This is a genomic window from Pseudomonas syringae, from assembly GCF_021605415.1.
GTDB lineage: Bacteria > Pseudomonadota > Gammaproteobacteria > Pseudomonadales > Pseudomonadaceae > Aquipseudomonas > Aquipseudomonas syringae_S.
Map to the genome: position 1 here is coordinate 1 of NZ_WKEQ01000054.1, position 23,824 is coordinate 23,824.

Consider the following 23,824-nt stretch of genomic DNA (forward strand, 5'->3'; position numbering starts at 1 on the left):
ATGGAGCACCATCTACATTGCAGGCAAAAAGCCTAAGGAGCTGCGCGGCTTCCAGATCCCTCCCTCGATGATCAGTCGAGAACTATCGCTCCGTCAGGGGCGATAGTCGAGATACAAGGAGCTGCCGCAGGCTGCGATCTTTTGATGGTGTTTGATCGTTCCCACGCTCCGCGTGGGAGTGCAGCCGGGACGCTCCGCGTTCCCTTCGCAGTGAAAAGATCGCAGCCTGCGGCAGCTCCTATTGGGGTGGGGTCGGTTGTGGGTCGACCGACGGAAGGTGTTCAGATAATCTTCCGCGTGCCGATGCAGAGGGAATCCAACACTCCCGGTTCAAACCCTCCCGATTTGCCTGAGGCCGTGTCCAGTGACGCGCCAGGCTGGAGAAGCGCCATGTCCCAAATTATCATCCCTCCCGACTTCCAACCGATCGGCTGCGCAGAGTGCCGCAATCTGGAAGGGCTCGGGTTCGATTTCACCATGGCGTTTCAGCCCATCGTCAATGTCAGGACAGGCGCCATGTACGCCTATGAGGCGCTGGTGCGCGGCGTCAATGGCGAATCCGCGGCGAGCATTCTGGCGCTGGTCAACGATCAGAACCGTTACCGCTTTGACCAGGCTTGTCGGGTCAAAGCCATCGAGCGCTCGACCGAACTGGGCCTGCTGGACATCGCCGATTGCAAATTGAGCATCAATTTTCTGCCCAAAGCGGTGTACCGCGCCGAGACCTGCATCCGTGCCACGTTGGAAGCCGCCCGACAGTTCGGCTTTCCTCAAGAGCGTCTGATGTTTGAAGTGGTCGAAGGTGAACGCGTCGATGATCCGCAGCATCTCAAATCGATTTTCGAAGCCTACGAGCGCCACGGGTTCACGACGGCCATCGATGATTTCGGTTCCGGCTATTCAGGGCTGAACCTGTTGGCGATGTTTCAGCCGCAGGTGTTGAAGATCGACATGGCGCTGACCCGTGACATTGATCAGGATCACGTGCGCACGGCGATTGTCGAGGGCATCGTGTTGCTGGCCAAGCGGCTGAACATCCAGATTGTCGCGGAAGGGATCGAATCAACCGGGGAGCGCGACGCACTGCTGGCGCTCGGGGTTGACCTGATGCAAGGCTATTTCTTCGCCCGTCCGGAAATCGCGCGGTTGCCAACAGTCGGCATGCAGTGAATCAATACCGAGCGACGCCGATTCGAGCCTTGATCCACTCGCGGCTGTAGGCGAGCACGCTGGCCGCGAACGGGGTCGGAAAATGGATAAAACCGTGAGGCGATGACGGCAACAGGTGCATTTCGACCGCTGCCGATTGACCCCAGCGCTCGGCGATTTCAAGCGTGTCGTCCCTCAGCGGATCCAGCTCCCCGGCGAACATCAGCGCCGGTGGCAAACCGGTAAAGTCTCCATACAGCGGCGACAACGGCGGCTGCCGGCGCTGTGCGTCGCTCAGTCCCGGCGTGAGCAATTGCAGCGCTGCGACCATGCCGGGGCCGTCCAGCAACAACGTGTCATCCGGCGCCTCACGAACGCTCGCCGTGCCGGTCAAATCGTATACGCCGTAATACAACAGTGCGCCGCTCACCCGTTCGAGCAGCTCGGGCCATTGCTTGAGTGCCAGCAACGTTGCCACCGCCAAGTGGCCGCCCGCTGATTCCCCCACGACAACGACCGGCAGACCGGCGAATTCGTTATCGTCGCCCAACAACCAACGCGCAGCACTCAGACAGTCTTCCATCAAGCCTTCAACCGGCGTCGATAGCGCCAAGCGGTAATCGACCGACACCACCGCGACATCGCACGTGTTGACGATGGCAACGTTGAAGTTGTCGTTCATCTGCGCATTGCCGATCACCCAGCCGCCGCCATGGAAATCCAGCACCACGCCTTTGGCCTGACCCTTCGGCCTGATGATGCGCACGGGGACATGCACGCCGCCCGCGCTCACCCGTCTTGTCTCAGCCTTCAGCCCATGCTGGCGAAGTTTCGCTGCACCGCCGACCTGACTGGCGCGCAACAGCGTTTGGATCAACAGCGGCATGACCCGATTGCGGATTCGAAAGCGGGGCATCCACGCGAGCTTCTTGTTGAAGTCCCGCACCTGCGCCAGTTCTCGCTCGCCCTCAGGCCAAGGCGCTGCCATCAGCGGTTATTGCGCAAGATGGAAAAATTCAGCGCCGCTGCCACGCACAGCCACACCAAGTACGGGAACAGGATCAACCCGGTAATCACATCCAGCTGCAACGCCATGACCACCATCGCTGCAACCACCAGCCACAGCAGCACCAGAATCACCATGCCGGCGAACACGTGCCGCGCGCCGAAGAACACCGGTGTCCACAACGTGTTCAGCGCGATCTGCGCCGCCCACAACGCCAGCACGATCTGGCTCCCCGGGATCAGACTCAAGCGATAACCGGCCCAGGCCAGCAGCAGGTAGATCGTCGTCCACGCCACCGGAAACACCCAGTTCGGCGGTGTAAAACTCGGTTTGACCAACGAGGCGTACCAATCGCCCGGTTTGAACAAAATGCCGGTACTCGCGGCGGCCGCGCAGGCTAAAAGGAAAATGAAAAAAGTCATCGTCTGTCCTTGGCTGATGTCAGCGGTGGGGGAGGCAAAGCCATTTCGGCTGCACTAAGCAAGGGACGTCTGTTGAGGCGAAAAGTTTGAATGCATCGGGAAATTTTACTGCGGCAGCACCCGATGCCTGTCAGGGGATCAACCACTCACGACGGCCATCGGCGTGATCGATCTGCTCGCCGGTGAGCTGAAGCCGACGATCCTTGAGATAGTCATAGTCGAGGCGGGCAGTGTGCAGTAAATCCAGATCGAGCTCGACCACCTTGCGGCATTCATCGCGACCTGCCTCAAACAGTACGCGCCCGAGGGGATCAACCACTGCACTGCCGCCGGCAAAGACGAGGCCATCATCGCCATCGCCCACTCTATTCACCATCACGGCAAAGGCCTGATTTTCCTGGGCGCGAGCAGTGATCGCGGCGCGATGCACGGGGCCGTAGGGATCCATGTTGCCGTTGGTGACCAGAATCAGCTCGGCGCCGAGTTGCGCGAGGGCGCGGGCGCTTTCCGGTAGCTCGATGTCGTAGCAGATCAGAATGCCGACGCGGATTCCTTTCCACAGCGTCGTGACAAACCGGTCGCCAGGTTGAAACAGACCGCGCTCCGACGGCCACAAATGCGTCTTGCGATAACTCATCGCGATGCCTTGCGGCGTCACCAGCGCAGAGGTGTTGTAAAACACGCCCGCGGCATTTTCGGCCAGCCCGATCAACACCGAAACATTGTGCTCGAATGCGGCGCGCTGCACAGCCTGCATGATCGGCCCATCCAGCGGCTCGGCTATTTCCGCGAGCTGCACGGCGTTACAGAACCCCATCAGCTGGGTTTCCGGAAATACCAACAAATCGGCGTCCGCCGCGCGAGTCGCAATCGCCTGCAATGTCCGTTCAAGGTTGTACGCGGTATCGCCATCGCGACCGCTGATCTGTACGAGTTCAATCTTCATCGTTAATCCTTCGCGTAAGTGGTCTGCGCGGATTATGGAGCCGCCCGCACAGGCAAAAAATCACGTCAAAGGGTTAACCCGTAATGGGTAGGAGGCAGGGCTAGTTAGCCAATGAAATAACGATATCCAGTGCACTGACTGGCACGAATGCCAGGGTGATCAGCGAGTAGCCTCTGCGCGACCTGGCAAAAAACGCGCAGACCGGCAGCGCAATCATGATCACATCGAGCAAACCCCACAGGGCGATGGGCGATGCCTCAAACAACGCGACATTGACGATGAGGCCGATCACCAGATACGTCGAAAGTGACAACAGTGCATAACGACCATCCTGCTCGAAGTACACGCGAAGGCCATTTTGCTCATCCTCACTGCGACTCGGCAGCAACAGCGCGGCAGAGACAAACAGCGATAGCGCCAACAGCACCAGCAGCAAAAACTCCATAAATGTGAACGTCGTCTTGATCGTCGGCAGCGCATTGACCGCCCACCAGAAATCCAGCTGTGTGGCGAACAGCATCACCGCCCACACCAGCGGCACCCAGTCCGGCGCGGCAATGCGCCGAATGCGGAATACCGTCAACGTACCCAGCAACAGGCGAGTGACCGACAGGCCCAAGATCATTGAGAGCACCGTAGCGACGATAGGGAAGTTGCTCATGCGGTTCCCGCCATTGGCTTATTAGTAAATCCCTGAATGTATGCAAGATAGCATCCGGTGTTGCAGGCTGATCAAGACCCGACCGTCTGCCTAAAGTTTGCGACTTGCAAGCCGACAGCCTTCGTTTCCACTTCACGGATGACTTAAATGTTCCGCTCGCTGTTTTCCGGCATTGCTTTGCTCGCCGTCACCTGTACTGCCCAGGCCCAGATTGTCACCACGCCCGAACAACTGCTGACTGAATTCTCTCGATGCGATGCACAGTTTTTCGCAAGCCTGCGCGACGCTCGCTTGCCAACAGGTACTTTGCGCCTGAGTGATTACGGCTCGGTCAAGGCCCCGACCATTCTGAGTCCGCTACAAGAAGGCGGCACTTACCAACACTTCGAAACGCCCCTGATCGTCAACGGCGTGCGGATGGTCGGCTATTACAACCAGGCCGAATCCATCAAGGACGTCGGTAATTTTCTGTTCTGGGGTTTCGTCGCCGATGGCTCGCCCCAGGAGGTGGCTGCAAAACTCAAGCCGTTGATCGTCGACAACTCACGCTTTATCAGTCAGGGCAACGCCATTGTTCGCGCCGAAATTCGTCGCGTGGGTGACCCGATAGGCCAATGGCGCACCGAAGGACTTACCGGCCCCGGCGTCGCCACGCCGTTTGGTTTCGTTGACCGCGTTCTGATGGTCGACACGGGCGACACCACACCGCCGCTCGCCGGACACACCACCGTGTTCTGCTCGCTACAAGGCACCGTGACCGCGCCGCTGTTGCAGGTTTACCGACCTGACCTCAACGCCCATTTGCTCGACTGACAAGGATGCTTTCCATGAATACTCGCTGGCTCGCACTGATCGCCTGCTCCGTCATTCTCTCCGGTTGTGCCGGGATGCAGACCCCGCAAAAAGCCAACCTTGCCCACTGCATGAATCAGATGAAGGCAGCGAAAGCCAAAAACGACGCTCTGGTGCTGCAGGAAGGGGATCTGTGTTTGCAGAAAAATACGCTGCCAACCTCGCTGCAAAGTTTGATCTATGCAGTGCAGGCCGGCGCCTACAGCAACCTCAAACGGTTTCCCGAAGCCGTGGCTGCCCAAGAAAAGTCCCTGCAGTTGACGGGCAAGCCTGATCCGCGCGCCAACCTGGACTTGAGCGCCATGTATCGCGACTCGGGCAACCCGAAAAAAGCCCTTGAGATTGTGCAATACAACCTCGACAACGGGATGGGAGAAGCCGGAAAAGGTTCCGGCTTCCACATGCCGACCTACTATCATCTGGGCCTGGCTTTGACTGATCTGGGCCAATACCGAGAGGCCGCCGAAGCATTCAGCACCGGCCTTCAGCGCCAGCCGGACTACGCTTGGGCGTTCTACGCGCGCGGGATCGCCTACGACCATTTGGGAGACAAGGGCGACGCCAAAGCGGACTTTATGAAGTTCTCGCAAATCGTCGACAAGCAATACGTGCAGGAGAAGCACAAGGCCAAGCTCGCCGAGTACAGCATTTTCCTGCGCTAATCACATGTCCCGCCCCTGTAAGAGCTGCCGAAGGCTGCGATCTTTTGATCTTGAAAAACAACATCAAAAGATCGCAGCCTCGTTGCACTCGTCAGCTCCTACAGGGTTGGTCGTCTTAGGCAAGGGTCAATTCGACCCCTAACTTGCGAATTCCGTCCGCCGCCGCTTGCGTCAGGTTGATGTCGCTGATGATCGTGTCGAACTGGTGCAGTCCGGCGATTTTGTACATGCCGAAGGTCGCGTACTTCGAACTGGTGGCGATCAGAACGGTTTGGGTGGCGGATTGCATGGCGGCCTGCTTGACCTCGACCTTCAGTGCCGAAGGCGTGGTCACTCCGCGTTGCAGATCCCATGAGCTGGTTGAAATGAAGGCGATGTCGGTCACGACCTGGCGCAAGGTCGCGGCGGCGAGGACGCCCACGCTGGAACGGTTTGGATGGTCGAGCAGGCCGCCGGTATGAATGACGTCGACATGCTCGGCGTCAGCCAATGCCTGGACGATGCCGAAGTCGTTGGTGATCACGCTCATGCCGGAGCGCTCGACAATGTAGGGGATGAGCGACAGCAGTGTGGTGCCAGCGTCGAGGTAGACCGTCATGTTGTCGCGCAATAGTTGGGCGGCATGATGGGCCATGTTTTTCTTTTCGGGTAACTCGGTCATCGCTTTGAGCTGGTGGCTGTGCTCGTGGTGCACCTGGCTGGCGATGCGCACACCACCGGTGACCGAATAAGCCTTGCCTTCCTGCTCCAGCACCGCGATGTCGCGGCGCACGGTCATGTGCGAGCAGTCGAACATCTCCATCAACTGATGAACGCTCAAGACCTGATGCTTGCGCAACTGTCGCAGGATCAATTCCCGACGCTGCTCGGGAATCATCGGTGCACCCGCACTGATGGCGCCGTTTTCTTCGTCCTGCATCTGAACTCCTGGAGGGGCAAGGCCAATCCGTCACTGATTGGACCGACAATTTAGCGTATTACCGCCTCGATCAATAGAACCCCGATCAGGCCGAGCAGCGATTGCAGGCAGAGCATCAGTGTCCAGGTGCGGAAAGTCTGCGCCACGGTCAACTGAAAGTACTCCTTGAACAACCAAAAGCCCGAATCGTTGACGTGGGAGAGCATCACCGCACCGGACGCCGTAGCCAGCACCAGCAATTCGGGTGACAGCCCGGGATGGGCGAGTGCCAAAGGTGCGACGATGCCGGTCGCGGCAACCGTTGCAACCGTCGCCGAACCCAGGCAAATGCGCAGCAGGGCGGCGATGCCCCAGCTGAGAATCAGCGGGTTGATATCCCAGCCGGACGCATGATGGGTAATCAACACGTCCAGGTGAATGGTGCTGAGCATTTCCTTGAAGCCGCCGCCAGCGCCCAGGATCATGACGATGGCCCCCAGTGGCGCCAACCCCTGACCGGCCATTTTCTGCACTTGGCCAAGGTTGAAACCGGAGCGCAGGCCCAGGGCGAAAAAGGCGAAGATGACGGCTGTCAGCAACGACAGAATCGGGTTGTTCAGCGCCGTGAAGAACCCATAAAGCGCCGTGCCTTTGCTGCTGAAGGCGATGCCCAGCGTACCGATCAGCATCAGGCCGGGCGGCAGCAGGACGGCGATGATCGAAGCGGCCAGCGACGCTTGCGGTTGACCCTCGACAATCTCGCGAGCGCCGACAGGCCCCGCGCTCAAGTCCGGTGCCGGACCGAACCACGGGCTGATCAGTTTGGTAAATACCGGGCCACAAATCACCGCAACCGGAATCGCAATCAACAGGCCGTAAAAAATCGTCAGGCCGGTATTGGCGTGAAACGCGGCGACAGCCAGCGTCGGCGCCGGATGCGGTGGCAGCAAACCGTGCGACACGTAGAGGCCGGCTGCCAATGGCAAGCCAATAAACAGCAAGTGGCTGTTGGTGCGTTTAGCCACGGTGTAGACCAGCGGTGCGAGCATGATGAAGCTGACATCAAACAGATGCGGCATGCCAATCAGCAGCGCGGCCGCGCAGATGGCCCAGGGCGCGTATTGCACCGGGCGCTTGCCGATGAACGCATTGGCGATACGATCCGCGCCACCCGAACCGAGCAATATGCCGCCGAGCAGGGTGCCCAGACCGATTACCGGGCCCGTCTTGGCCAGCGCTGAACCGAAGCCTTTGGCAAAGCTGTCGATGGTCTCGGCGGAGCTGACCCCGCTGAGGATCCCGAGGCCGATGGCGGTCAACGTCAATGCCAGGAATGGATTGAGTTTGAGTCGTGTGATCAACACGATCAAAACGACGATGGCACCTGCGGCCATCGAGAAAATAAACAGTTCGCTATTCATATTTTTGTTGAACCTGTTCGCATGCGAAAAGAATGTACGGCTGCATCTTCAAGCGACGCCCACTGAGTGGGCGTCCGGTTTCAGGCATCCAGGCGACCGGCGCACCAGGCGCTGTGCAACTCGGCGTCGTACCCTTCGAGATCGGAGATACGCAGCAGCGCTCCGGCGTTGATGTCCCGTTTGGCGGTGGCGTGCGCGGCCAGGTATAGCGGCGCGACATCGTCCTCGGCGTCGTCAGCGGCCAGCAGAACCGCTTGCACACCCGTCACGTCGTGATGGTGTCCGCCCATTTTCAGCACGGTGCCGGCGGCGATATCGACCGTTGCGCGGCCACCGAGCACGGTGCATTGGCTCGGCGTGTCGGTGCCCGAAGCGCGCTTGTGCAACACCGCGTTGAGCAGGGTGATCGGCGTTTCCACGCCCATGAAGTGATACGGCAGGTACAGGCAGGCGTAGCGGCCGTTGCGGCTGACAACATGACCTTTTTGCGCGAGCAATTCCCACGTCGGTTGGTCATGGGTGCGGACGATGACAAAGACGCCGCCGGCAAAACTTGCTTCATCCGGCAGGCGCAAAACGTTGAACACTTCGATCACACCCTCGCGACTGAGAACGCCGCCGTCCTCGCGCAGGGCATAGATGTCTGCCAGTTCACTGGTGCGGGCAATCGGGTAGTGCAGCAACTCGACGTCCGGGACGAAACCGATGTTGGTGGCGACCACCGACATTTCGCAATAGTCGGCCGTGGCTGAGGTTTTCAAGCCATTGAGCGCCGCACGGCGAGCGGCGAGGGTGGCGGGAATATCGTCGCCCAGCGTCAGCAGGCCGGCCATGTCCGGGGCTGCAATGACTTGGTCCAGTTGCGTGATGGTAAGTGCCTGCGGGTCGAACACCAGGTCGTATTCGCTGGATTTGCCGGCGGCGACGATTTCGAGGCCCAGCACCCGCGCCCAACTGACCCAGCCGATGAGGTTGGCAGGTTGGTCGCCGTCCGCCGTGGTGTAGACCACGCCGTTTTTGGCAGCCAGGCGCGACAGCGTGATACCACTGACCGCGTCGACTTCTTTGCTGACCATGGCAACGTGGCGTCCGGCCTCAATGTCGCGACGGGCGATGCGGTATCCAATGGCAGGGTTGCCGGTGGCTTCGACCAGAATGTCGTAGGTGGCGGCGGCCAGCAGTTCAACGTCCGCCACCAACACGATCGCATCGGCCGGCGCCGCTGCGACGGCTCGCGCATCGGCACACTCGATCAGGCGTTCGGCAGCGAAGCCCAGTTCCAGGCAAAGCGCGCGCAGGCCGGCAACGTCCAGGTCACACAATGCCGCCGCTTGGAGGCGCGGCATTTTCAGGGTCTGCGCCAGCAACGTGCGGGAGAATCCGCCCTTGGCACCGGTCAGCGCGTAGCGAACCGGTTGTGATTGCTCGGCAAACAGTAATTCGAAATTCATGGTTCGTCCTCGGTGAAAGGTAAAGTCGGCAGCAGCCACCGGATGAACAATATTGTTATGGAGATCCAGCTACCGGGTGAGCTGACAATAGTTGTAAATTCACACGAAGGTCAATTTATTTAACGTGGATTAACACTGTCTTTCATTTTTGTCCTAGTATCAGGGCCGTGGCGACCATGCTCATGTGTGGTTTTATCATTTTTTAACACTGCTGGTGAGGCGTGCCAGCAGCGGAGCATGCGGGTTGGTTCTGACACTGACGCCGCAGGAGATCACTGTATGAGTCTTGTTAATCGACCTTTACTCGGCTGCATCGCCGACGACTTCACCGGCGCCACCGACCTTGCCAGTATTCTCGTGCGGGGCGGCATGCGCACCGTGCAAACCATCGGCATCCCGGACGCGGCGCTGGCCGGCACGCTGGACGCGGATGCCGTGGTCATCGCGTTGAAATCGCGCACCACCCCTGCGGCCGATGCCGTTGGTGAGTCGCTTGAAGCATTGGAGTGGTTGCGCAAACAGGGCTGCACTCAGTTTTTTTTCAAATATTGCTCGACCTTCGATTCCACCCCCGCGGGCAACATCGGCCCGGTGACCGATGCGTTGTTGCAGGCGTTAGGCAGTGATTTCACCATCGCCTGCCCGGCGTTCCCCGAGAACGGGCGAACCTTGTTCCGTGGCCATCTGTTCGTGCAGGACGGGTTGCTCAGCGAGTCCGGCATGGAGCATCACCCGCTGACGCCGATGAAAGACGCCAACCTCGTCCGCGTCCTCAGCCAGCAGACGCCTTCGCCGGTCGGCCTGGTGCGTTACGACGCGGTCGCCCAGGGCACTGCGGCGGTCGAGGCACGATTTGCTGAGTTGCGCAGCGAGGGCGTACGCATCGCGATTGCCGACGCACTTTCCGACGCCGACCTGATAACCCTTGGCGAGGCTTGCGCGTCATTGCCGCTGGTTACCGGCGGTTCCGGCATTGCACAAGGGTTGCCCGCCAACTTCCTGCGTCAGGGCTCGTTGCGGCAAATCGATGCCGCGCAAGTGGGCGTCGTCGATGGCCGCGCCGTGGTGCTGGCGGGCAGTGCCTCCAACGCCACCAACGCTCAAGTCGCCCATTGGTTGCAAGCAGGTAACGCAGCCTTTCACATTGATCCGCTGGCATTGGCCGACGGCCACGATGTCGTCGGCGAAGCGGTCGCTTATGCCGAACGCAATGAGCCGGCGCTGATCTATTCCACCAGCAGCCCGCAGGCAGTGCGCGCCGCACAGGAAAAACTCGGCGTAGAAAGGGCGGGTGCCCTGGTCGAGGAAGCGCTCGGCAACATCGCCCGTCGGCTGTTCGACAAAGGCTTTCGGCATTTCGTCGTCGCGGGCGGGGAAACCTCGGGTTCGGTGGTCAAGGCGCTGGATGTCAAAGCGCTGCGCATCGGTCGGACGATTGATCCCGGCGTGCCACTGACGATGTCGCTGGGCAGCGAGCAGCCCTTGTCGCTGACATTGAAATCCGGCAACTTCGGCGGCCAGGACTTCTTCAGCAAAGCCCTGCGCTTCATGCAAGGGGCGATCGCATGAGCACCCTTGAAAACGCACTGCGAGAAGAAATCTGCACGGTAGGCCGCAGCCTTTATGGGCGCGGCTACACCGTTGGCACTGCTGGCAACATCAGCGCACGGCTCGACGACGGTTGGCTGATCACCCCGACAGATGCCTCGTTGGGACACCTTGATCCGGCGCGGATCGCCAAAGTCTCGGCGGACGGCACGTGGGTCAGCGGTGACAAACCGTCGAAAACCTTGGTGCTGCATCGCAAGATCTACGACCGCAATCCCAACGCCCAAGGCGTCGTGCACACCCACTCGACACACCTGGTGGCGCTGACCTTGGCCGGGGTCTGGAGTGCGGACAACATTCTGCCGCCGATCACGCCTTATCAAGTCATGAAAGTGGGGCGCGTCCCGCTCATTGGTTACGAGCGACCGGGCGCGGACAGCGTGGCCGAGCAGGTGGCGTTGCTGGCGAGTCAGGTCAGGGCGGTGATGCTTGAACGCCTGGGGCCGGTGGTGTGGGAAAGTTCGGTGTCAAAAGCCAGTTACGTGCTGGAAGAACTGGAAGAAACCGCACGCCTGTGGCTCATGACAAATCCCCGACCTGCGCCATTGAGCGAGGCGGCAATCGAGGAGTTGAAAGCGGTGTTTGGGGCGGTTTACTGAGCGTAAAGTCGACTTGTACATCCGCGCCGTGACTGGCCAATAAATCGGCCAGTCACGGCGGTTTGGGCTTAGCCGACCAAGTGAAGAAAGCGCATATGCCGCTCGAATTGGTCGAGGATGTCGCCAATCACTTCGTCCCGTGACCAACCCATGATGTCGTGATCCTGGCCGCCTTCGCGCAAGTGCACTTCGGCCCGGAAGTACTTGCGCTCCTCGTCCTGTGTGTCGCCCATGACAAAGCTCGGCATGGCGTAAGGATGCGGCCTGACCTCGTAAATGAACTGCGGGTTATCGGCCCCTCCGACGCTGAGTCGAACGGCGCTGTCTTCGACATCTTCAACCGTGCAGACATAACCCTGTTTGCGCCATTCCTCGGCCACCGACAAACAGGCCGGCTTCGCTGTTTCAGTGATGAAACGCAGCACATGCGCGCGACGCGGGAACATCGCCATTGTCCTCAGTCGCCGCTGCCAGCCGCCCGGGCTGCGACTGGCGTTGGGTGAAATAGACTGATAACGCAGCCCGCGTTTGGTCGCGTCCAGCTTCAATGCCTTGAGCAGCCCTCGCATGCTGAAGAGAAGGGTGATGGTGAAGGGCAACGCACTGGCAATGGTGGCGGTCTGCAGTGCTTTCAATCCGTCTGCCAGTAGCAGCGCGATTGCCACAAGCCCCATGCTGGACGCCCAGAAAACCCTTTGCCAGACAGGCGTGTGCGCTGAACCGCCGGAGGCCAGCATGTCTACGACCATCGCGCCGGAATCCGCGGAAGTCACAAAGAACACCACCACCATCACGACGGCCACCAACGAGATCACGCCGGAAAACGGGAAGTGCTGAAGGAAGGCGAATAACGCTAGGGATGTATCTTTATCGATGGCCGCGCCCAGGTCGGTCAGGCCTTCGCTGAGAATCATATGAATGGCGGTGTTGCCGAATACCGTCATCCACAGCAGCGTGAAAGCAGCGGGTACCAGGAGAACACCCGTCACGAACTCGCGAATAGTCCGGCCGCGCGAAATACGAGCGATGAAGAGGCCGACAAAGGGCGACCATGCCAGCCACCAGCCCCAGTAAAACAGCGTCCATCCACCAATCCAGTCAGTCGGCTGATAGGCATAAAGATTCAAAGTGCGGCTGACAATTTCCGTGAGATAGCCACCTGTGTTCTGAACGAACGTTTGCAGAATCAGCACCGTCGGGCCGAGCAGGATGACCATCAGCAGCAGTAACACTGCCAGACCCAGATTGAGTTCGGACAGTCGGCGTACGCCTTTGTCCAGGCCGGTTACCACAGAAATAGTGGCGAGCGCGGTCGTCACTACAATCAAGATGATCTGAACCGTCGTGTTGATAGGAACACCGAACAGCGCGTTAAGCCCCGTATTGATTTGGGCAACGCCAAAGCCCAGGGAGGTCGCGACGCCCAGAACCGTGCCGATGATGGCGAAGATATCGACGGCATGGCCGATCGGCCCGTAAATACGATCACCGATCAACGGATATAGCGCAGACCTCAACGTGAGTGGAAGGCCATGGCGGTAGCTGAAATAGGCAAGAATCATCGCCACGATGGCGTAGATCGCCCACGCGTGCAGCCCCCAGTGGAAAAACGTGATTTTCATCGCTTCGCGTGCAGCCTGAACCGTGCTGCCGTCTCCCACCGGCGGGTTGAGAAAGTGCATGACAGGTTCAGCCACACCGAAGAACATCAGGCCAATGCCCATGCCCGCCGAAAACAGCATCGCGAACCAGGTCGTATTGCTGTAATCGGGGCTGCTGTGATCGGGTCCCAACTTGATATCGCCGTATCTGCTCATGCCGAGAAAAACAACGGTACCGAGGATGATGGCAACGGCGAGTATGTAGAACCAACTGACATTGATGATGATCCAGCTTTGAACAGCGGCAAACACCTGCTGGGCGTTGCTTTGAAAGACACTGGCGTAAATGACCAGTAGAAGCAGGATGATTCCTGACGTGTAAAAAACCGGTGGGTTGAGCGTAGGCTTGGCGCTCGTGTCGGCCTTGGTTGTCATGCAAGTCTCCTTGGGGCTGTCACAGAGCAGTCACTCCTGTGAATCGGGTCGTGTGGCGTTGCTGAAGACCACACTGCGCCGGCGTCGTTCCGCACTTCCACGTCGTGATTGCCGTAAACGGGCACGACGGTCTGAAAATGTGAACGCTCGGCCACTGGCACCGACTAAGTCCCAGCATGCTGCTGGAGTCTGGACAGGGCGCCAGTGGCTTTCTACCTAGGCTGTGAGCCCTGAATGTCGAGATGGCATGCCGGCTCGCAGAATTGAAAGGGGGCTTCCATGGCAGAGGACTTGACACGACTTTTTTCTGATCACTCAGTGCTCGGGATTTCACTTGCGAACTGGATCTTCGCAATCTGCGCCGCCGTGCTCAGCTTTATCATGACAAGAACGGCGATACGCCTGGTCTTCAACAAAGTCCAGGCGAAATCGGCCGCAGGCAATGGCCATCTCACCTATATCGCCGGCCAGGTGTTGGCGAGCACCAGCAACACACTGCTGTTGTTGGCATCGATTCTTGTCGGTGTCGGAATACTTGATTTGCCCGAGCGTTGGCTCAGCCGGGTCAGCAGTCTGTGGTTTGTCGTGGCGGCCTTACAGGTCGGCCTATGGGTCAACTGCGCAATGGCGCTAGGCCTGCGCCGCTATTTTTCCCGACACAGTAGCACCGGAGTTATTCAAGCCAGCGCGCTGGCGACCTTAAGCTTATGGGGTGCAAGGGTATTACTGTGGGCAGTCGTCCTGCTCGCAATGCTGTCGAATGTCGGGGTAAACATCACAGCGTTTGTGGCGAGCCTCGGGGTCGGTGGTATCGCCGTGGCCCTGGCGGTGCAGAACATTCTCGGGGACGTGTTTGCTTCACTTTCCATCGCGGTCGACAAACCCTTTGAAGTCGGCGACTTCATCGTCGTCGGTTCGCTTGCAGGCACCGTTGAACACGTCGGCTTGAAAACCACGCGCATCAGAAGTCTGGGTGGCGAACAGATCGTCATGGCCAACGCCGACATGATCGGAAGCACCATTCAGAACTACAAACGGCTTCAGGAACGAAGGATCGTCTTCGAATTTCGTCTGACCTACGACTGCTCCGCCGACCAGATTCGGCAGATCACGCAACGGGTCGAAGAAATCATCAAGAGCGAAGACAACGCCAGGTTCGACCGCTGCCACTTCAGAAGCTTTGGTGAAAACGCCCTCGAATTCGAGACGGTGTATATCGTTCTGGATGCGAGCTACAACGTCTACATGGACGTGCAGCAGAGGATCAATCTGCAAATCATGGAAGCGATCGCTGACCTTGATGCGAATTTTGCCTTCCCGTCGCGCACCGTTTACGTGGCCTCGTTGCCGGAGTCGGTGCAATCTCACCCCGTCATGCAGCGCAACTCGCGAGAAAACGCCTAGCCCTGAATGCATACCCCCGTTCTCGTGCAGGCGCTGCCGAAGGCTGCGATCTTTTGATTTTTTTTAAGATCAAAGGATCGCAGCTTCGTTGCCCTCGTCAGCTCCTACAGGGGTGGGTTCCAGCTTCGCGCGCTCAGCCTTGCTGATGTATTTGGGCTTTTTCGGGGCCAGCTTCGCGCTGGCTTTTTTGGACTTTTCCTTGAACAACTGCTGCAGTTTTTTCTGACGGTTCATGTTTTTTTGCTCCCTCGAAGATGTTCATCAATTCAGGCTCCATGAATAGAGCAGGGGCCTGTTGACGACAAGTTGCCATGGTACTTCAGCCCGGCTCGGCATTGCTCAAGACCTGCACCTTGATTGCATCGAGCGCACCACGATCGAGCGTCGGTACTGCGACTTCGTTTGCCATTTTTGAGCGGATGGCTCTGGATCGGGCATTGGCGTCGTGTCCAGCCGCTTGGCACAGCTTCTGCATTGACGCTTGTGAGTAGAAGCGGTCAGTGCGGGAGTGGTTTCCTGCGCAGGACATTGCTCTTGCGGCTTTTGCCGCACACCCGTGATGCGGGTGTTTGGACATGACCATGGGTCATGTGCGAGAGAGATTATGTCGCCCTTCAGACCCTCTCTGCGCACACTCCCTCGATCCTGTCGACCCGCATCCCGGTTTCCTTTGTGCTTTCCTTTGTGGAGAAACACTCATGAAATCTGTCACTGCAACGGGGTCTACCGCTTCCTCCGCTCGCCTGTTGCTCCCGCTCGTTCTGCTGCTTTCACCGGTCAGCCACGCGGCGGACAAAATCGTGTTGCTGACGTCCTGGTATGCGCAAGCTGAACAGGGCGGATTTTACCAGGCGCAGGCCGAAGGTTTGTATGCCCGGCAAGGTCTGGACGTGACCATCCGCATGGGCGGGCCGCAAGTCAACGGCATGCAGTTGCTACTTAACAAGCAGGCCGACGTGATCATCAACTACGACTTGCAAGTGCTCAAAAGCATGGAGCAGCAGTTGCCCGTGGTGGCCATCGCAGCGGCGTTTCAGGGCGAGCCGCAAGGCCTGCTGACCCACGGTGATGTCAGCGGCCTCGAACAGCTGAAAGGCAAAAACGTTCTGGTTTCGACTTCGGGGCAACAAACCTGGTGGCCATGGCTCAAGCAAAAATATGGCCTCACCGAAGCCCAGGCGCGGCCTTACACGTTCAATCTGCAACCTTTCCTCAATGACCCGGCGACGGCTCAACAGGCCTATGCCAGCTCCGAGCTGTTTCAGGCGTTGAAAGTCGACAAAGGCGCGCGCTTCTTCCTGTTCGCAGACGCCGGTTATCCCCCTTACGGTTCGACCCTCGTCACCCGCCCCGACGTTATCGAACAGCGTCCGGAAATGCTTCAGCGATTCGTCCAGGCAACTATGGAAGGCTGGCGCAGTTACCTGGCCAATCCGGCTCCGGGCAACGCCTTGATCAAGCAAGACAACCCGAACATGAGCGATGAACTGCTGGCCTGGGGTGTCAGCACCTTGAAGCAGTACCGATTGGTCGACGGGGGCGATGCGGCCACACGCGGCATTGGCGTGATGACTGACGCACGCTGGCAAGCGACCCGCGATTTTATGGTCGATTCAGGCCTGCTCAAGCCCGATGCCGACTGGCGCAAAGCCTACGACACGCGCTTCGTCAGCGACCTGAAGGTCATGCCCGACGGCCCGGCTCAAGCCAGTCAGTAAAACGTGCCGCATCACGGCGTGGCCACGACGCACATGCCGCTAAAAAGAATCGAGGAGATGATCCATGCTGGTTACTCAACAACCTGTTCTACGCCGCTTTTGGTACGCACTGACCCCCGTCACCGCCCTCACTCAAGGCCCACAACCTTTCACGCTGCTGGGCGAAAGGCTGGTGTTGTTCATGGGCAAAGAAGGCCCGGTCGCCCTTGCCGATCGCTGCTGTCACCGCACTGCGCAACTGTCCAAGGGGTGGGTTGAAGACGGTGTGATCGTCTGCGGTTACCACGGTTGGCGCTACGATCAGAGCGGCGCCTGCGTGTGCATTCCACAACAGGCCGAAGGTGCGCCGATTCCGCCGGGGGCGAAAACACCGGCCTATCGGTGCCAGGAAAAATACGGGTATGTCTGGGTTTGCCTGGGCGAACCGTTGCAGCCCGTTCCGAGCTTCGAGGAAGACGGCAATCCCGCTTACCGGCGGATTTTCCAGTTCTATGAACAATGGAAAACCAGCCCCTTGCGGTTCATGGAGAACTCCTTCGACAACTCGCACTTTTCGTTCGTGCACAAAGCCAACTTCGGCATGCTCAGCCAGCCGCAGCCGTCCAAATATCACCTGGAGCAGACCGAATGGGGCTTCGTTGCGGAGACCCTCGTGCCCATCAACAACCCGCCCGCCGGGCATCGCATTACCGGCACGCAGACCCCAACCACGACCCGCCACTTGTTCAATCGCTGGGATCTGCCCTTCGTGCGGCGTTTCGGCTGTACCTACCCGGACAGCGGCGTGCACCACATCATCTACAACTGCGCGACGCCCATCGACGACAAGCACATCCAACTGGTTCAGTGGCTGTACCGCAATGACCGGGAAGAAGATTGCAGCAGTCAGGAGTTGATTGACTGGGATGCGCCCATCACCCGTGAAGACCAGGAAATTCTGGAAGCCACCGATTACGATGCGTGCGTCGATACGCGGCGCCGAGTCGAGTTCCACATGGAGTCGGACCGACCGGGCCTGATCATGCGCAAAATGCTTTTTGACTTACTGAAGGCTCACGGCGAAGAAGAGCAGTTCCGCCCGGCGGGGACGCCGCTATGAACGCCGCACTCGACGTCAATGGCGCGACCATCCCGGTGCTGTTGGCCAATCAAGTGGAAAAGACCTACGGCAACGGCACCCACGCGCTGCAGCGGCTGAAACTGAGTGTGAAGCGCGGTGAATTTGTCTCATTGCTGGGGCCTTCCGGCTGCGGAAAAAGCACGTTGTTGAAAATGTTCGCCGGGCTCGAACACCCCTCGGCGGGACATGTTCGGTGGTGGGGCAAAGGCGAAATCCGGCAGGGTCAGAGCGACCGCAAACTGGCCATGGTGTTTCAGGAGGCGACCTTGATGCCATGGGCCCGGATCGCCGCCAATGTGCGCCTGCCGCTGGAACTGGCCGGCGTACCCAATGACCAGCGCGACGAGCGAGTCAATACCGCGCTGAAGCTGGTAGGGCTGGGCGACTTCGGTTCAGCCTATCCACGTGAACTGTCCGGCGGCATGCAGATGCGCGCCTCGATCGCCCGGGCGCTCGTCACCGAGCCAAACCTGTTGCTGATGGACGAACCGTTCGGTGCGCTTGACGAGTTCACCCGTAACCGTCTGGACAGCGACTTGCGCCAATTGTGGGCGCGCCGCGACCTGACCGTGGTGTTCGTCACTCACAGTATCTATGAGGCGGTGTTCCTTTCATCGCGCGTGGTGGTCATGGGCGCTCGACCGGGTCGGGTGCTGGCCGATGTGCGAATCGAAGGGCCCGAGGTGCGTGACGACACCTTTCGTACCTCGGCCGGGTTCATCCGCCAGTGCGCGGAGCTGTCCGCACTGCTGGCTCAAGCGAATGGTGACTGCCATGCCCATTAAATCCGCGCCGTTGTGGTCGCGCCCGGGTGTACAGAAAGTCCTCGCCCCGCTGTTGGTGGGCGCGGTGTTGCTGGGAATCTGGCAGTTGCTGTGCATCGGCTTGAAAGTGCCGGTTTACCTGGTGCCCAGCCCACTGGACATCGGTCGGACATTGCTCAGCGACGGGCCGATGCTGATCGGTGCACTGTGGGTCACCTTGAAGATCACATTCCTGTCCTTCGCCCTGGCCGTGGTGCTCGGTGTGATCGCCGCGTTCTTGTTCGTACAGAGTCGATTGATCGAGGCGAGCCTGTTTCCCTACGCGATTCTGCTGCAAGTCACGCCCGTGGTGGCGATCGCACCCCTGATCATTATTTGGGTGAGCGACACCACGGTGGCGCTGGTGATTTGCGCCACGCTGGTCGCGGTGTTCCCAGTGATTTCCAACACCGTGCTCGGTTTGCGCAGCGTCAACCCGGGGCTGCTCAACCTGTTTCGTCTGAACCACGCCGGGCGTTGGCAAACCCTGGTTCGCCTGCGCATTCCCAGCGCCTTGCCGTACTTTTTCGGCGGCTTGCGGATCGCCAGCGGCCTCGCGCTGATCGGTGCAGTGGTGGCGGAGTTTGTCGCCGGCACGGGCGGCACCGGGGCCGGGTTGGCGTATCAGATTTTGCAGGCAGGATTTCAGTTGAACATCCCCCGACTGTTCGCCGCGCTGGTGCTGATCGCCCTTACCGGCGTGTCGCTGTTCAGCCTGATGGCGGTGCTTGCGCGCCTCTGTCTGAGCCATTGGCACGATAGCGAACAAGGTTGAAACCATGACTTCGAGTACCCATCCATGACCTCCACGACCAGCTACCTGATCTGCAATGCCAGCGCGATCCTTACGGGTTTGCGCGGTGCAGCGGCTCGCCATTCAGGCCCGGACATTCGCGTCACTGACGGCCGGATCACGGCCATGGGATGCCTGAAACCGCTGCCGGGCGAACCCCGGATCGACGCCCGCGATTGCGTGGTTTACCCCGCGTGGGTCAACACACACCATCACCTGTTCCAGTCGTTGCTCAAGGGTGAACCCGAAGGCTTGAACCAAAGCCTGACCCCTTGGCTCGCCGCGACTCCCTACCGCTTCAGAGCGGCTTTCGATGAGCACAGCTTTCGACTGGCGGCGCGCATTGGCCTGATCGAACTGCTGCGCTCCGGCTGCGCCACGGTGGCCGATCATCATTATTTGTACTATCCGGGCATGCCCTACGACAGCGCCGAGATCCTGTTTGAAGAGGCGCAAGCACTGGACATGCGCTTTGTCCTTTGCCGGGGCGGCGCCACGCAGACTCGACAGCTGGAAGCGCAACTGCCACAAGCACTGAGACCGGAAACGCTCGACGACTATCTGAAAGATGTGGAGCGCCTGGTCAGCCGATATCACGATCCATCCGCCAACGCCTATCGACGAATCGTCATGGCTCCCACCACAACCCTGCATTCCACAACTGCGCACGAGCTGCGGGAAACGGCGCGTGCCGCCCGTGCGTGGGGTTTGCGGCTGCACAGTCACCTGTCGGAAACCGTCGATTACCTCGACGCGGCGCGGGCCAAATTCGCCATGACGCCCGTGCAGTTTTGCGCCGAATACGAATGGCTGGGCGCGGATGTCTGGTTCGCTCATCTGGTGAAACTGCTGCCCGATGAAATCCGCCTGCTCGGCCAGACCCAAACCGGCATCGCCCACTGTCCGCAAAGTAACGGTCGACTCGGCAGCGGTATTGCAGACATTCCGGCGCTCGAAGCGGCGGGTGTGCCGATCTCAATCGGTGTCGACGGTGCCGCGTCCAACGAAGCGGCCGACATGCTGTCCGAAACCCACGCGGCCTGGCTGCTGCAACGGGCACGCAAAGGTGAACAAGCAAAGCCCGGTTACGCCGGCGGCACGTTTGAAGGTGGCGCGGATGCTGCCAGCATTGAGGACGTGGTGCGCTGGGGCACCGCAGGGGGCGCGCAAGTGCTGGGCCTGCCGGACATCGGTACGCTGGCCATTGGGCAATCGGCAGATATCGCGATCTATGCCCTCGACGATCCACGCTTCTTCGGCTTGCACGATCCGGCCATCGGCCCCGTGGCCAGTGGCGGTCGCGCGCGGTTGAAAGCTTTGTTGATCGGCGGACGTCGCGTGGTGGAAGACGACCAAATCCCGGGACTCGACCTGAGTGCTTTGGGCCGCCAGGCCGCCGAAGCCGTGCTTGAACTGCAACGCCGCGCAGGCGTGCGCCGGTGAGCGGGGGGGATGAGTGCTATCGGCGAAGCGCAATTTCACGTGCACTTCAGCGTTGCACTGGCGCAAGCGGGCCTACGAACATCACCTTTAGCCGCTCAGGTCCGATGACACGCGCCAGTTCTGCGATCACGCAATACATGAATATCAACGTAATGAGCAGAATTTGTATCGCCCAGAAACGAGGCAAGTTCAAGGACGACAAAAGGAGTGAGTTCGCACCTATGATGCCGGGTGCCTCTTTCCAGTATTCGTACAGTTGCTCCAGATAATGAATAACCAGCGCGACCACGGCATATATGAGTGTCTTCCAGATGACATTCCAAATCAGCGGTTTGTCAGGAAACCTGTTTATGAAGGGCAGCATATCCGCAATCAATACGGACTTGCCGAGTATGAGGGATGCGATCAGCACCGACGCCGAAGCCGGAAGGTCTATCCCCGCACCCTTGATCATGAGCGCGCGAATAAGGGCAACGATATGCAGAATGATGAAAAAAAACAGAGTCGGCGGAAGTATCTTCATGACTTCATGTTTGATCTTGAGGAGAGCAGTACTCATGTTGGCGCCCTTCAATCGGGAGATAGCGTAGCCGCACCAAGACAAATCGAGCCCAAGTCGCCCAAGGGATCGCAGTGGTGAGGATATAAAGCGACAAGCCGCGGATGACTGCCACTCGCTTGGCTTCATGAGTAAAGCATCAATCGGGGCGTCTGGAATGAGTGAACACCAGGCCCGGCCGATTTCTGCCTCTATGGTCAAAACGCAAAAATAACGGTGAACCTGCCCCGCGCTAACAATCACCATAGATCCACTGTAGGAGTGAGCCTGAACTCGCGATAGCGGTGAGTCATCCAATTTAATATTGTCTGACACACCGCTATCGCGAGCAGGAGCAAAAACCAATATTGCACCGTGACCGGACACAACTTTATCCGCCTCTACTGCGCAATCTTGGCAATCACCTTGATCTCAAAGTCAAAGCCCGACAGCCAGGTCACACCTATAGCGGTCACGGTCGGGTAGGGCGCTTCGCCCCAGTATTCAGCCGCGACTTGCCAGATCGTTTCAAATGTCGAGTCCGGGTCGACCATGAAAATGGTCGTGTCGATCACATCATCAAAACTGCCGCCAGCCTCGGCCAGGATCGCGTTGAGGTTAGAGAAAGCCAGGCGAACCTGTGCCGCGAGATCCGGTTCGGCGGAGCCGTCCTTGCGGCTGCCGACCTGTCCGGATACGAACAGAAAACCGTTGGAACGGATCGCCGGCGAATAGCGGTGGAGTTCGTACAGCGCATGGCGATCCGGCGGAAAAACAACATCACGTTTACTGGTCATGGCAGTGATCCTTCAGGGCCTCACGGCCCGCTGTTCAAGAAGGAACCACTGTAAAAACTCAACCGACCCTGATAAACAGGCAACTCTGGTCATGACTGTTTGTTAACTCCAAACAATCCCTGTGGGAGCTGCCGCAGGCTGCGATCTCTTGATCTGCTCCACAAAAGCCACGCCGCCAACCATCCTCCAACAACGCCAATACCTGAACGAGGCATGAAATGGATCGTTTCGACGCAATGCAGGCCTTTGCCCGAGTGGTCGAAACCGGCAGTTTCACCCAAGCCGCCGCCACCCTGCACATGAGCAAGACCAGCGTCACGCAACTGGTTCAGCAACTGGAAGCGCGGCTGCGTGTGCGCCTGCTCAACCGCACCACACGCAAAGTCAACGTCACCGCCGATGGCGCGGCTTACTACGAGCGCGTCATTCGGCTACTGGCCGATATGGACGACGCCGAGACCAGTTTATCCAGCGCATCAATGACACCGCGCGGGCGCCTGCGAGTCGATGTCCCGAGCCCATTGGCGCGCATCCTGCTGATCCCGGCATTGCCGGACTTTTATGCACGCTACCCGGAAATCCAGCTGACCATGGGCGTGAGCGATCGCATCGTCGACATCATTGGCGAGAACGTCGACTGCGTCGTGCGCGGCGGCGAGATTACCGATCAGTCGTTGGTGGCACGGCATGTGGCCGATCTGAAGCTCGGCATCTACGCCTCGCCGAGTTATGTGCAGCGCTGCGGCACACCGGCGCACCCGAGTGAAATGGAGGCGAGCGGGCACAGCACGGTCGGTTACCTCTGGTTTCGTACCGGCAAAGCCTTGCCCTACGCCATGCAACGCGGCGAAGAACGCATCGAGGCCCAAGGCCGCCCGCTGCTGACGGTTGACGATGGCAACGCATACCTCGCCGCCGGGCTGGCGGGCCTGGGCATGCTCTGGCTGCCCGAATACATGGCCAAACAGCATCTGGCCAGCGGCGAACTGCTGCCGTTGTTCGAAGATTGGCACATGGCACCAATGCCGATGTACCTGGCATTTCCACCGAACCGCCACGTCAGCGCCAAGGTGCGGGTATTTATCGACTGGGTCGTGGAATTGATGGCCGAACATGCGCCTGTGATTGCGCGCGATTGAAAGCGCGAGGCTGCGATCAGCCTCGCCTGACCCATCCACGCAGACAGTGAAGCGTCCGGACTTCGGATGAATCACGGCAAGGTGTTACACGCTATCGCTCGACCGCGAGGACATCATTCCCGCGATTCGACATGATCCAACGCCTGATTCACCGCCAACTCCCCCAGCATCACCACCTGCGCAATCCCCAACAACGTCTTGCGATGCGCGACATCCAGCTGAGCCGCGAAGTCGTTGAGCATGTTCGTGGCCGAGCCTAGCGTTTCGCTGGCGTTGGCCAGCAGGGACTCGGTGTTGTAGCGCGGATTGGCGAAATACATCGGCTCGGGCTTGTTGGTGCTCGCCATGATTTGGGCGG

Annotated in this window: 24 protein-coding genes; 12 read left to right on the forward strand and 12 right to left on the reverse strand. The window is 59.3% G+C overall.

The window, feature by feature from the left end:
* The first annotated feature begins 390 nt into the window (after positions 1 to 390).
* The gene (locus GIW69_RS24725) at positions 391 to 1,170 is read left to right on the forward strand and encodes an EAL domain-containing protein (protein ID WP_236485395.1); all 780 of its coding nucleotides are present in this window, start codon (positions 391 to 393) and stop codon (positions 1,168 to 1,170) included.
* Position 1,171: 1 nt separating this feature from the next.
* Here the strand turns inward: GIW69_RS24725 and GIW69_RS24730 are convergent, their stop codons facing one another.
* The 4 genes from GIW69_RS24730 to GIW69_RS24745 all read right to left on the reverse strand — a co-directional run bounded on the left by GIW69_RS24730 (position 1,172) and on the right by GIW69_RS24745 (position 4,184).
* Positions 1,172 to 2,137 (reverse strand): alpha/beta hydrolase, encoded by a 966-nt coding sequence (locus GIW69_RS24730; protein ID WP_236485396.1) that lies wholly within the window; start codon positions 2,135 to 2,137, stop codon positions 1,172 to 1,174.
* Positions 2,137 to 2,577: a tryptophan-rich sensory protein TspO gene (gene tspO, locus GIW69_RS24735; protein ID WP_236485397.1), complete on the reverse strand. Its 441-nt coding sequence runs from the start codon at positions 2,575 to 2,577 to the stop codon at positions 2,137 to 2,139. Before tspO ends, GIW69_RS24730 begins: the two co-directional genes overlap by 1 nt.
* Before the next feature lie 130 nt (positions 2,578 to 2,707).
* Positions 2,708 to 3,523, reverse strand: a complete 816-nt coding sequence (locus GIW69_RS24740; protein ID WP_236485398.1) for a carbon-nitrogen hydrolase family protein — start codon at positions 3,521 to 3,523, stop codon at positions 2,708 to 2,710.
* Positions 3,524 to 3,623: 100 nt separating this feature from the next.
* The gene (locus GIW69_RS24745; RefSeq protein ID WP_236485399.1) at positions 3,624 to 4,184 is read right to left on the reverse strand and encodes a hypothetical protein; all 561 of its coding nucleotides are present in this window, start codon (positions 4,182 to 4,184) and stop codon (positions 3,624 to 3,626) included.
* 147 nt (positions 4,185 to 4,331) lie between these two features.
* On the opposite strand from GIW69_RS24745, the gene GIW69_RS24750 reads away from it, so the two are divergent.
* A complete protein-coding gene (locus tag GIW69_RS24750) occupies positions 4,332 to 4,997 on the forward strand; it encodes a hypothetical protein (protein WP_236485400.1) in 666 nt (221 codons plus the stop codon).
* Positions 4,998 to 5,011: 14 nt separating this feature from the next.
* A complete protein-coding gene (locus GIW69_RS24755) occupies positions 5,012 to 5,698 on the forward strand; it encodes a tetratricopeptide repeat protein (protein WP_236485401.1) in 687 nt (228 codons plus the stop codon).
* A gap of 115 nt (positions 5,699 to 5,813) precedes the next feature.
* On the opposite strand, the gene GIW69_RS24760 is transcribed toward GIW69_RS24755, so the two are convergent.
* From GIW69_RS24760 to GIW69_RS24770, 3 genes are all read right to left on the reverse strand, one after another.
* Positions 5,814 to 6,617 (reverse strand): DeoR/GlpR family DNA-binding transcription regulator, encoded by an 804-nt coding sequence (locus GIW69_RS24760; protein WP_236485402.1) that lies wholly within the window; start codon positions 6,615 to 6,617, stop codon positions 5,814 to 5,816.
* A gap of 50 nt (positions 6,618 to 6,667) precedes the next feature.
* Positions 6,668 to 8,017 carry a GntT/GntP/DsdX family permease gene (locus tag GIW69_RS24765; RefSeq protein WP_236485403.1) on the reverse strand — a complete coding sequence of 450 codons (1,350 nt, stop codon included), beginning with the start codon at positions 8,015 to 8,017 and terminating at the stop codon, positions 6,668 to 6,670.
* Positions 8,018 to 8,097: 80 nt separating this feature from the next.
* Positions 8,098 to 9,468: a hypothetical protein gene (locus GIW69_RS24770; RefSeq protein ID WP_236485404.1), complete on the reverse strand. Its 1,371-nt coding sequence runs from the start codon at positions 9,466 to 9,468 to the stop codon at positions 8,098 to 8,100.
* Between the two features lie 279 nt (positions 9,469 to 9,747).
* Between GIW69_RS24770 and otnK the strand changes: the two genes are divergently transcribed.
* Together otnK and otnC are read left to right on the forward strand one after the other, a co-directional pair.
* Entirely contained in the window at positions 9,748 to 11,037 is a 1,290-nt protein-coding gene (gene otnK / locus GIW69_RS24775) for a 3-oxo-tetronate kinase (protein ID WP_236485405.1), read from the forward strand.
* Positions 11,034 to 11,675, forward strand: coding sequence for a 3-oxo-tetronate 4-phosphate decarboxylase (otnC, locus tag GIW69_RS24780; RefSeq protein ID WP_236485406.1), 642 nt, complete (start codon positions 11,034 to 11,036; stop codon positions 11,673 to 11,675). The genes otnK and otnC overlap by 4 nt, the downstream gene beginning before the upstream one ends.
* A 68-nt stretch (positions 11,676 to 11,743) precedes the next feature.
* Here otnC and GIW69_RS24785 read toward each other — a convergent pair whose 3' ends face one another.
* On the reverse strand, positions 11,744 to 13,711 hold the full coding sequence (locus tag GIW69_RS24785) for a choline BCCT transporter BetT (RefSeq protein ID WP_236485407.1): 1,968 nt from the start codon (positions 13,709 to 13,711) through the stop codon (positions 11,744 to 11,746).
* A 279-nt stretch (positions 13,712 to 13,990) separates the two neighbouring features.
* On the opposite strand from GIW69_RS24785, the gene GIW69_RS24790 reads away from it, so the two are divergent.
* Positions 13,991 to 15,115: a mechanosensitive ion channel family protein gene (locus GIW69_RS24790; RefSeq protein ID WP_236485408.1), complete on the forward strand. Its 1,125-nt coding sequence runs from the start codon at positions 13,991 to 13,993 to the stop codon at positions 15,113 to 15,115.
* Between the two features lie 69 nt (positions 15,116 to 15,184).
* On the opposite strand, the gene GIW69_RS24795 is transcribed toward GIW69_RS24790, so the two are convergent.
* Positions 15,185 to 15,349, reverse strand: a complete 165-nt coding sequence (locus GIW69_RS24795; protein ID WP_236485409.1) for a DUF2986 domain-containing protein — start codon at positions 15,347 to 15,349, stop codon at positions 15,185 to 15,187.
* A gap of 464 nt (positions 15,350 to 15,813) precedes the next feature.
* Here GIW69_RS24795 and GIW69_RS24800 point away from each other — a divergent pair, with 464 nt between their 5' ends.
* The 5 genes from GIW69_RS24800 to GIW69_RS24820 all read left to right on the forward strand — a co-directional run bounded on the left by GIW69_RS24800 (position 15,814) and on the right by GIW69_RS24820 (position 20,992).
* On the forward strand, positions 15,814 to 16,833 hold the full coding sequence (locus GIW69_RS24800) for an ABC transporter substrate-binding protein (protein ID WP_236485410.1): 1,020 nt from the start codon (positions 15,814 to 15,816) through the stop codon (positions 16,831 to 16,833).
* Between the two features lie 64 nt (positions 16,834 to 16,897).
* On the forward strand, positions 16,898 to 17,932 hold the full coding sequence (locus GIW69_RS24805; RefSeq protein ID WP_236485411.1) for an aromatic ring-hydroxylating oxygenase subunit alpha: 1,035 nt from the start codon (positions 16,898 to 16,900) through the stop codon (positions 17,930 to 17,932).
* A complete protein-coding gene (locus GIW69_RS24810) occupies positions 17,929 to 18,738 on the forward strand; it encodes an ABC transporter ATP-binding protein (RefSeq protein WP_236485412.1) in 810 nt (269 codons plus the stop codon). Before GIW69_RS24805 ends, GIW69_RS24810 begins: the two co-directional genes overlap by 4 nt.
* A 64-nt stretch (positions 18,739 to 18,802) precedes the next feature.
* A complete protein-coding gene (locus tag GIW69_RS24815; protein ID WP_496570960.1) occupies positions 18,803 to 19,531 on the forward strand; it encodes an ABC transporter permease in 729 nt (242 codons plus the stop codon).
* Positions 19,532 to 19,555: 24 nt separating this feature from the next.
* Positions 19,556 to 20,992 (forward strand): amidohydrolase family protein, encoded by a 1,437-nt coding sequence (locus GIW69_RS24820; protein ID WP_236485414.1) that lies wholly within the window; start codon positions 19,556 to 19,558, stop codon positions 20,990 to 20,992.
* 46 nt (positions 20,993 to 21,038) lie between these two features.
* Here the strand turns inward: GIW69_RS24820 and GIW69_RS24825 are convergent, their stop codons facing one another.
* Both GIW69_RS24825 and GIW69_RS24830 read right to left on the reverse strand, forming a co-directional pair.
* A complete protein-coding gene (locus GIW69_RS24825) occupies positions 21,039 to 21,551 on the reverse strand; it encodes a hypothetical protein (RefSeq protein WP_236485415.1) in 513 nt (170 codons plus the stop codon).
* A gap of 380 nt (positions 21,552 to 21,931) precedes the next feature.
* Positions 21,932 to 22,327 carry a RidA family protein gene (locus GIW69_RS24830; protein ID WP_236485416.1) on the reverse strand — a complete coding sequence of 132 codons (396 nt, stop codon included), beginning with the start codon at positions 22,325 to 22,327 and terminating at the stop codon, positions 21,932 to 21,934.
* A 218-nt stretch (positions 22,328 to 22,545) separates the two neighbouring features.
* Between GIW69_RS24830 and GIW69_RS24835 the strand changes: the two genes are divergently transcribed.
* Positions 22,546 to 23,466: a LysR family transcriptional regulator gene (locus GIW69_RS24835; protein ID WP_236485417.1), complete on the forward strand. Its 921-nt coding sequence runs from the start codon at positions 22,546 to 22,548 to the stop codon at positions 23,464 to 23,466.
* Between the two features lie 113 nt (positions 23,467 to 23,579).
* Here the strand turns inward: GIW69_RS24835 and GIW69_RS24840 are convergent.
* A partial coding sequence (locus GIW69_RS24840; protein WP_236485418.1) for a DUF6124 family protein occupies positions 23,580 to 23,824 on the reverse strand: 245 nt, incomplete at its 5' end.